General features: G+C 37.6%; 4 protein-coding genes and 1 rRNA gene. All 5 read right to left on the bottom strand.

Annotation, left to right across the window (positions count from 1 at the left end):
- Nucleotides 1–107, bottom strand: a 16S ribosomal RNA gene (locus tag FYJ25_RS02360); the annotation flags it as partial.
- An 881-nt stretch (nucleotides 108–988) separates the two neighbouring features.
- Nucleotides 989–2,362 (bottom strand): leucine-rich repeat protein, encoded by a 1,374-nt coding sequence (locus FYJ25_RS02355; protein WP_096239547.1) that lies wholly within the window; start codon nucleotides 2,360–2,362, stop codon nucleotides 989–991.
- A 203-nt stretch (nucleotides 2,363–2,565) separates the two neighbouring features.
- Nucleotides 2,566–3,450 (bottom strand): aldose 1-epimerase family protein, encoded by an 885-nt coding sequence (locus FYJ25_RS02350; RefSeq protein ID WP_154580437.1) that lies wholly within the window; start codon nucleotides 3,448–3,450, stop codon nucleotides 2,566–2,568.
- Between the two features lie 127 nt (nucleotides 3,451–3,577).
- Complete coding sequence (locus tag FYJ25_RS02345; RefSeq protein WP_154580436.1) at nucleotides 3,578–9,214, bottom strand: DUF5057 domain-containing protein; 5,637 nt, start codon at nucleotides 9,212–9,214, stop codon at nucleotides 3,578–3,580.
- A 17-nt stretch (nucleotides 9,215–9,231) separates the two neighbouring features.
- A complete protein-coding gene (locus tag FYJ25_RS02340) occupies nucleotides 9,232–9,846 on the bottom strand; it encodes a PilW family protein (RefSeq protein ID WP_154580435.1) in 615 nt (204 codons plus the stop codon).
- Nucleotides 9,847–9,871: the final 25 nt, after the last annotated feature.

Here is a 9,871-nt window from a genome sequence, read left to right as displayed (position 1 = left end):
GTCACCGATCAATCATCCGAAGAATCTTAAAAGGTGCTTCGTTCGACTTGCATGTGTTAGGCACGCCGCCAGCGTTCATCCTGAGCCAGGATCAAACTCTCAAATAAAATGTTTAAGATGTCAGATCGAGGTCCAGAACCACTGGTTCTTTTCCTGTCTTTACTGTTTATTTAGGTTTTGAACTTTCGTTCTGTTCCATGGACTTTCCTGCAGACATCACTCTCAGGAAAACCCGAATGAAATTTGAATTAACGTTCAAGGTTGTTTTGTTATTCAGTTATCAAGGTTTTGTGTTTTCTTTCGAAAACGCTTAATTATATTATCACATCTTCAAGTTCTTGTCAAGAACTTTTTTCAAAAACTTTTTTTCTTTTTTAAGAAGTCTGTTCTCTCTTTCAAATGTGAATTTTTATATATTATCACACAACTTCTAATCTATCAAGAAGTTTTTTAACTTTCTTTTAAGATTCTTTTCATTTTTCCAAGAAAAATGGATTTCTCGTGTGCAACGGATATTATAATATCACAACAGTATATGTGAGTCAAGCTTTTTTTGAATAAATTTTATTTTTCTTAAAAAATGTTGTATACTGTACTTTTTTTGTATTTTTCTTTCCCTTTGTGTTCTTTTGCTTTGATATATTGTTATTTTTTTATCATTATTATAGATAAATTGACTATTTCTTTTACAAAATTCAAAAATGCCTCGGCATTCTTGCTGCGAGATGCGCGTCATGCAAAGCATGACATATTTCTTTTGCGCATCTCTGCAATCCTGCCGGAGGCTATATCAGATGGTGGATTGACTCCCACCACTGATACTAATTTGTCTCCACCTGAAGATGTGGGAGTCATCTCACATCTGATATTATTCTTCACCCTACTATATCTGATATTTGTCACCTATTTTTTTATTTTGGTATAAGCACTATATAATACCGGCATTTATATCTTATATTCACCCAGCATAGCTTGGGGATTCGCTCTTTCATTTACCAGCTCTTATCCTCACTTTACCTGTCCTTACTCCTTTTTGAAGCAGCCTGTTCATATTCGCCAGGCTTTCCGGACGTACATAAACTTCTACTTCGTTTTTTAATCGGGCAAATGTATCTGCATAAACTTTTTGCAAGTTTCTTCCTTTTAAATAAATAGTCTTTAGATGCTCATTTTCACAAAAAACTTCTTTTTCTATACTATGCAGTCTGGAATTACAGCTTTTTCCTAAAGTAATCTTCTCTAGTCGCTTGCATCCGGCGAGTGCTTCTTTTTCCAGAACCCGAATACAATCCGGCAGCGTAAGCGAACGCATTTTTCTACAATCGCAAAAAGCTCTCGGTGCTACTCTTTCTATAAAATAATAATAATCACCGATTTTTGCCTGCGCCGGAATCTGAATCTGACTGGTATCTTCTATATAATATAATAACCGAACACTGCCATTCTTTATGGACGGGTTTATAATTTCATAGCGATTTCCTTCCACCTCGGCTACCCTGCCTGCCGGATTTGAAAACTCCCAGCTTGCATGAATTTCTTCATCTTGCGTTACTGTTTCCGGATGGTTATCCCAGCGTAACGTATATCCCTTTTTCTTTAACTTGGGATACTCTATTAAGTCTCCGTAATGGTATTGCTTTTCTTTTATTTTTTCTTCTAGTTGTTCATCCTGTAAACCGTTATTACCTTCCGATAATCGTTCATAGATACATACGTTGTATTCATTGTAAACAGATGAAAAAACCGCATGAACTTCTATATTTTCTTTTACACTGTCAAAGGTTTTATCCCAGCCTTCAAAGATATAATGCCATACTGCATCCTGCTGTTTTACCGGGCTTTGTGGCGCATGTGCTTCCTGTCCATATAAAACTTCTTCTTTTTTTAATACTGTGCCGTCTTCATGAAAAAAAGCTACTGTAAAAGAGCGTTCCCTCTCCTCAAAGACAGCCTTTGCCATCGTATCTTTTTCTATGTGAGAAAGGTCATTATTCCAGCCTTTAAAAATATAATAGTGTTCCGCTGTCTTTGGTTTTTGTGGATGATATGGCTGTGATGCCGCCTGACCGTATGGAACACTTTCTGTTCCAAGTAACTTTCCACTCTCATGGAAATACATCACCAGATATTCTTTCGGTACTTCTTTATAAACCGCCTTTACCACAAGATTCCCCTGCACACAGGAAATATCCTGGTCCCATCCTTGAAATTTTATTTCATGATGCTCCGATTCGCCTTTCTTTTTGGGAAGTTCAGGAGGAATCGCCTCTTCTTCATGCGAAACAAAGGAAGTCTTTAAGACATTGCCCTCTTCATCCTGAAATACAACAATATGCTTTTTTTCTTTCTTTGCTCCTGCCAATAGCTCGCCCTCCTATCACTTTAATGTACTCTCGGAATCTTTCTTGCAAAATCAAGCACAAAAAGATTCCGAGAGTACTTTTTATTCTTCCAAATTAACTACAAATATTTTCTGTTAAGCAGCCCATTTTTCAAAGAAAAATGAGCAATTATGAATGTTTCAGAATTACGGGAGCAGCGTCAGCTACGAGGTAATTCGTGATATTAATATATGATGATATCATAGGACTTTTTAAAAACTTCCCCGGCTTTTAATGTGTTGATGCCCGGCTTTTCAGAAATCTCCCCATGAAATCCTTTATTATCGCATCGTCCGCACCATGGCTCTAAGCAAACATATGGTGCGCCCGGTTTCGACCATATTCCAAAGTTAGGGAAGTTTTTGCTTTCTAATGCAATATAAGGCTTTCCATTCGGTAATGCTAATCCCACCCATTCGATCTGTCCATTATCAAATATTAAGGCATCTTTATCAAACATATCTTTTTTCAGAGCATATTTGCTATTTGTCAGTTCCAGTTTGTATGTTTTATCGGTGAGTGCAGTACCGTTTTCTGCATCAATAAGAATATAGGAAAGAGTTTCTATTCCTTCTTTAAATACAAGCGAGTAATCCTCAAAATCTGTATCTGGAAGAATATTTACGTTAAATGCAGGATGTCCACCGATTGTAAAATACATTTCTTTATCATCTACGTTCTTCACATTCCATTCTACCGACAAGCGATTGTTCTCTAATCTATGCGTAATTTCCAGCACAAAATCAAACGGATATTTCTTTTTACTTTCCTCATCAGCACATAGACGATACGTTACGAAATCTTCTCCTGCTGCTATCTGCTCAAATTCCGTATCTCGGGCAAATCCATGCTGTCCCATTGGATATGCTTTGCCATTATAAGTAAAATGTCCACCATAATACTTTCCTACATTGGGAAAAAGCACCGGTGCATGGCGATTCCAAAAAGCGGGGTCAGCCTGCCAGATAAGCTCCCTGTCATTTTCCTTATCATAAATGCTGCTAAGTTCTGCCCCATGCGCATCAATAGTTACAGATAACTTTTCATTTTCGATTGTGTAAGCTGCCATTTTATTCTCCCCTTTTTATCTATATATATTATATCTTCTTGCAATCTTTTTGTATTATAATCCATATAAAATAATCCGGCAGACCAGTATCTGCCGGACTTATGTAAAGTATATCATATATTTCTGACTAATCCAAATCAAAAAGCTGTCTTGGTTTTAAACTTACCGAAGTCCAGGTTTCTTTATTGGCTGGCACCCCATATAAGGTAACTCTACTATCTACTTTCGCAAAAATACGACATTCTTTTTTATATGTTGTATTTGTTTCTTTTAAATAGCTTTCCATATCGTTTAAGCTAAACTGGAAGGTATCATTCCCCTGTAGTTGAAACTCTCCTTCCTGATTAACTGTAATCGTCTGTCCGTCCGAATATTTTTTCAGGATATCTGCCTTTCCGGACACTGAAATTTTACTTACCTTTACAGATTCGCCATTGATATTCATCTCTTTTCCATTTTTATTATCTTCGATATACAGCTCCATTGTAAGCGAATTTGCGTTACTGTCCGTATTGCTTAAGTTCGATGCAACCATGTTGTAGTCGCGGATTCGAATACAAAATGTATTGTCCCCATCTAAAATATTTGATGTATCACCAGCTTCCGATGCTTTTAAGCGGTCCGGCATATAATAACGATGCTCTTCCTGTGAAGCTACTGGGTCAAAATCATCAAGAAAGGTGGCTTCCGGATCAACTGCCGTAACGTTTGCGGCAGCAATAACGGCATTCGCAAAAAGCTGCTGTTCCTGCTGTGTAATTCCTGTTTTGTGCCCTACTCCAGTGTAGATAACATTTCCTTTACTGTAAAAATAATAATTATTACGAACATCGTTTGGGCTGTATGTATATGCATTTTCTTTTCCATTTTTTAAGCAAAACCATACAACAATATCATTTGCTCCATCATGATTAGAATCTTCTTCCATTGCGAGCTGATAATATTGTGAGTGCGTAATTGCTGTACTAATAGAAGAACTTATGTAATATGGATATTGTGTCATGGCTCCCTCATTCACTTTACTTGCTATATTCGTTTCCCTCGGTGAATTGGGATATCCCATAATTGTATTACAGAACCCTTGTGTCATAAAACTGCTTTCCTGTTTATTGGTTCCAAATGTATATGCCATATCCGATACCTTTTTCTGAATTGCTTTGAAGGCTGAATTATCTGATAATAAATCATTCCCCTCTTTCAAAACCCTGCTTACCGTTGTATCTTTCCCATCAACTTTAATCACCTCATCCGAAGTTATTCCATATCGGTCCATCCCTACACTGGCACGAAGATAGGTATTTAACGAATACCCCCAAACCCAGCCTGGATCCGTCTTCCCATTTGGATATAAATCTAAAGAACGCCGTACATCATCTGTTGGCTTTGGCTCTGGATCATTTACTTTTTTAGGATCCCTGTTATTTAATGAAGTAGTATCATGAGCAAAAATAACGCTTTTTCCAGCTTCAATGAATTCCCTGATTGCATCTACCGCCTCATCATCGTTTTTAATATTATCAATACCAAAGCCATCGGCAAATCCAATAATTACCATTTGATACTTATCCAGATATTGTCTATTCTCTTTTATTCTTTTTTCATAAGTTCTCGTATCAACCGATTCAATAATTATATTAAAACTTCCTTCTTTTTGAATCATTTGTTTAAAAGTAGTATCCGAACCTAAATCCCATGTTACAGGAGCTTTGTCATTTATAGCCGGCTTTATCTGCAGCACATTTATATCTTGTTTTTTCTCTACTTCTCTCTTTGTAAATCCCATCCTGCTTGTTCGAATAGATGAATTATCATTATTACTAATCTGTATCTTCCATGTGATAACCTTATAATAATCTTTTGGAATTTTTCTGGTTAAAATATATTTTTTTCCAACTTTCAAGTGGTACTTTCCATTCTTCTTTCGAACCACATTTCCAGAGGCATCCTGTACCTGCATATATTCTGATTGTTCTTCATCAGAAGTCAGATTGCCGTCAAAATTTAAATCAATAAACAACTCACAATCATATGTCGCTTTTGCCATAGAAATTTCTGATTCATTTTTTATTGTAAATGTATAAGACAGCCCTTCTTCTTTCTGAGATAGTAATCCCTGTACAGCTTCTTTATTATATGTATAGCTTAAATAATTCAATCGTTTTGGTTCTGGAGGCATTCCATTTTCTGAAAAACTGATTTCCGGTTTTGCCATATAGAAAAAGAAATTAAGATTTTGAGCATTATCGGCTTCTGTTTTAGACATAACATTCACTCTATCTTTCTCTTTGTCTATCGCCTCACTTAAAAATTCATACATATAGGAAGAAGAATCCACAACATCTGCATTTACTGCTGTTCCATCACTATTTAAAAGTTTATTCCCAATAATAATCGGATAGCCACTTGACATAAAATCTTCCAGCTCTTTTACCTGCTGTTTCGTTATATCATTGCCTGATCCACGCATCACACCTACTTTTTGTGCCAAATCTCCCAAGCCGGGATGGGTTGGATTCCAAATTCCAAGAATCTTTCCATTATCATCTACAGCATAATCTATATCCAGCAGACCTAACAGACCTCCTAACAATCTGCGATGGTTATTTTTATCAGGATCTTTCTTCCCACCAAATACACCTCCTATATGTGCGTACAGGCTAATCTTCTGATTATTATCATTTACATCCCCATTTCGCAGAAAATCCCAGTTATTATAACTATCTCCAAAATAAATGGCATCATATTTTGTATTGATATCATCAATATGTCCGACAAATTCAGAGCTTGTCATATGCGTAATATTAATTTCGGTTGCAACTGTGTCATCATCTTCATCATTATCTGTATATAAAGTACTAAACTCTGCACAAGTAGCATATGCTGCAGAATGTTTATCACTCACTTCATTATTATATGCATCAGTAAATATCACTTTAATATAGCTTACATTTTTCACTGGCTTTTTAAACTTTACATCCTTCTCAATCCACTGATTCAACTCTGAAACAGAACCTGATTCTGTCATTTTTATATTTTCTTCTTCATATAATAATGTATCTGCCTCATCATACATCTGCACATCCAGCGTCAATGGCTTTCCATTTGCATATCCATTTGTATTTGGTCTCGCCACATAATGAAAACCTTTTAACTTTCTTTTGCTATCTTCCGGACTTAGTTTATACTCAAACCAGTGTGGTCCCGCTTCTTTGTTTGAACTCCATCTTGAATGCCAATAGGTAGAATCATTCCCATCAAGCATATTTTTAGCATAACCATGTGCTGCCCCTTCTCCAGATGTTTCTTCACAACAAAAACTTTTTATCGTTCCCCGCTTTAGTTCACTTTTAAGATTTTCATCTCCCACCTCCGTAAGACCAAGCCATTTTCTTACATTGTTTTTTGTTATACTTGCCGTTGCACTTGCCGGCTCGATATCAAGTACGTTTATCGTACTTTTATACGGAGTCTGTCTTTTATATTTATAATTAAGAATATACTCTATCACCCTCGCCTGCGAGATTTCTGTAGATAAGGGATCTGTTTTTTCGCCATTTTCTCCACTTTCAACGACTTCTCGATAATTATTTTCACTCTTGATATAGTCTGTAATTTCAGAGAACCTAGCTAATTGTGCATCTTTGAATTGTGTATGGAAATTTAAATTTAAGTTGCAGATATTATCGTTTATAAAGAATATCCTTTCAGAAACATAGGAATCATTGATCGTATAGTTTTTATCTATATATGCTGCAAATGCATTGGCAATCGCTGTTTTATCGGCATCTGTTGCCATTACTGTTTTTTGGTTGATGATTGCCGGAAGCTTTGTCGTTGCTGCAATTTTTTCTGCCTGCGTCTTAGAAAGTCTTCCGTTAATATAGATGAGGTCATAGTCATCAAGATCTGGTAGTGCATCGTTTCCTTCTTCTGTCTCATTTTTATTGATAACTTTTGTATCTACTTTTATAGATAAGTTTTTAAATTGCTGCTGGATGGTTTGATCTGTACTGTCCGGTGCAAGATGAAAGACATATCTTTTAAACCAGTCATGGTTCGTGTAACCACCCTGATAAAAAAGATGATCAAGTTCTACCTGCTGTTCGGTATCTTTCGCACCATTTTCTTCTATAAAGTCATAGCTTCCCTTGCCCGGAGTCAGGGTATATTGCGCCGCAGATATATAGTGCGTTGCTGTATAATTTAATATTGCTGCAAGCGAACTTCCTGTTCCGTCTGTATTTTCTGTACTGTTATCCGCATCCTCTTCTACTGCAATATAGGTATCTTCATTGGAAGGATGCGCGGCATAGTACCAGCCATAATAGGTGCAGGCTTCCGGATCATTTTCCTGTCCGGATTCGGAAAGTTTGCAGCAATAGTCTACGCGTTTTACTTTATAATAGTAATTATAAGAAATTTGTTCTGGAATTTCTTTTAACTGGCTTTTTGCTACTGCCTGACGGCCGGTCACGATATACAATGCCTCTTTTTTTTCAGAAACCGTATCTGCTTCTCCTACCACATCCGCATCCTGTGTATCTGTATCCTGTGCATCCGCATCCTGCACCTCGGTATCCTGGGTATCCGCATCCTCTCTATTTTCACTGCTTTCCTTTGTCCAGTACCAATACTGTCCGTCTTCTAAAGTGATGTCTCCATCGTTATGCTGCGTAGTTCCCTTATTTTTATCAGCCTTTTGTTTTACAGTTTCCAAATCACCAACCCATGTATATTTATAATATGGATATTCTTCAATATTCTCTCCTCTATAAATATTGGGATTTGCCTGTGTTCCTGCGGAAGTATCTGTGTTATCTGTCTCGCCATCCACTACGGCTGGATTCTCTCCCGGAAAAGTGTACTTTTTCTTTGCAATGTCTTGTGCAATCCTGAAAGTAAGCTCCCCGTAAACATTTTCATAGTAACCAAAGCCGCCTTTGCTATAATCATACGTATCGGCAATGGTTGTGTCGTTATCGTCTTTTAAGGCAGCGTTTATGTCAGCATTTTTTACTTCTTCAAAAGAGATCTGATAGGGTGCCATAGCCTCTGTGTCATCCGAATAGAAGAAGCTGCTTATATTTTCTCGATATTTCTGTGTAGTACTGCCATCGCTTTTTACGTCTTCACGAATCGGATAATATTTCTGTTCTTCTTTTGTATAGTCTCCTTTTCCGGAGGCATTTTCCTCATAATGTCCTGTCAAAGTTTCTTTACGGGATTGTTTAAAATCTACACGATTCCACTTTGTACTGTCATCTGTTTTGGAAAGAAAATATTTTTCTGCATAAGACTTAAAAGATAGTGGATAATCCGCTTCGCTGCCTGGACCCGGATTGTCTACATTCCACGAAAAGTCAAGCGGATTTTTTACCTGATTTGTGTCGGAGGCTTCCACAAACTTCTGGCGTTCTTCTTTTGTCGGAAGAACAGAAAGCCCTTCTTCTACGGAAGAAAATATCTGACTCTCCCCAGCACTTCCATCGGTAGTATTCTGGGTATATGTATACTGGGTAAGATACGGCTCCTGACCGGAAATATAATAGCCGATCTCGGCATCGGAAGAGCTGTTAACTAATTCAAGAATACGAAACGGTGTTTCCTCTGTCTTTTCGTCAAGAATCTGTTCGATTCCGGGCATCATCTCTGTAGATGCCTGAACATTTAACATACTGACTAACACCGCCCCGATACCCAGACCAAGAGCAGATACTACTGCAATAAACGTATATAAGACTTTCTTTGTACCTGTTTTCATCATCTGCTGCCTCCCGTTTCTTACTCGGCACCCGGTGCCGCTATCACGATATCGTTTCGTAAGGTAACTGTTTCTGTCTTTTTGTTTTCTCTGCCGTTTACTTTTGTTACCAGTTTAAAAAGAACGGTATGCCTGTCTGCTGCATGGTGGATATCTGCTGAAAACTGCGTAATGTTTTCTGCAAGAATTTCTGAAGTTCCCATAGAAGCCGTACCTGTACCTCTTCTAAGTCCCTGCGTGGACAAGGTTAATCTGCCGCGATCTGCATCCCATATAATCACTGCATATACCGGCTGACCGTCTCCTGTGCTTTCGTCTTCGCTCCCGATAAAAAGTGTTTTCGTCTGATTAAGAGGACTTTCCATATCACTGTCCTTTTCTATTTTCTCACCCGGATTGGTTGTCGTATTTTCCCCTTTTGTATAATACATACTTAAATTTGCATTCATCGCCAGACTTTCCAGCTGGTCTAATGCATCCTGCATCTCAATCTGTGCCTGCGCTCCTCCGGAAGTATGTCGGTAGCTTCTGACAGCTCCGGCCGCGAAAGTAAGGATCACACCGGAAAATATCGTACCGATCGCTACCACAACGATTAATTCTACCAGAGTAAGTCCTCTGTTATCTTTTCTCATTTATATGCCCTTTTTGTGTATCCTT

It is taken from the genome of Anaerobutyricum soehngenii, assembly GCF_009697165.1.
Lineage (GTDB): Bacteria > Bacillota > Clostridia > Lachnospirales > Lachnospiraceae > Anaerobutyricum > Anaerobutyricum soehngenii.
Note: the sequence above shows the minus strand (reverse complement) of the source record. Positions and strands in the feature narration are given on the sequence as shown.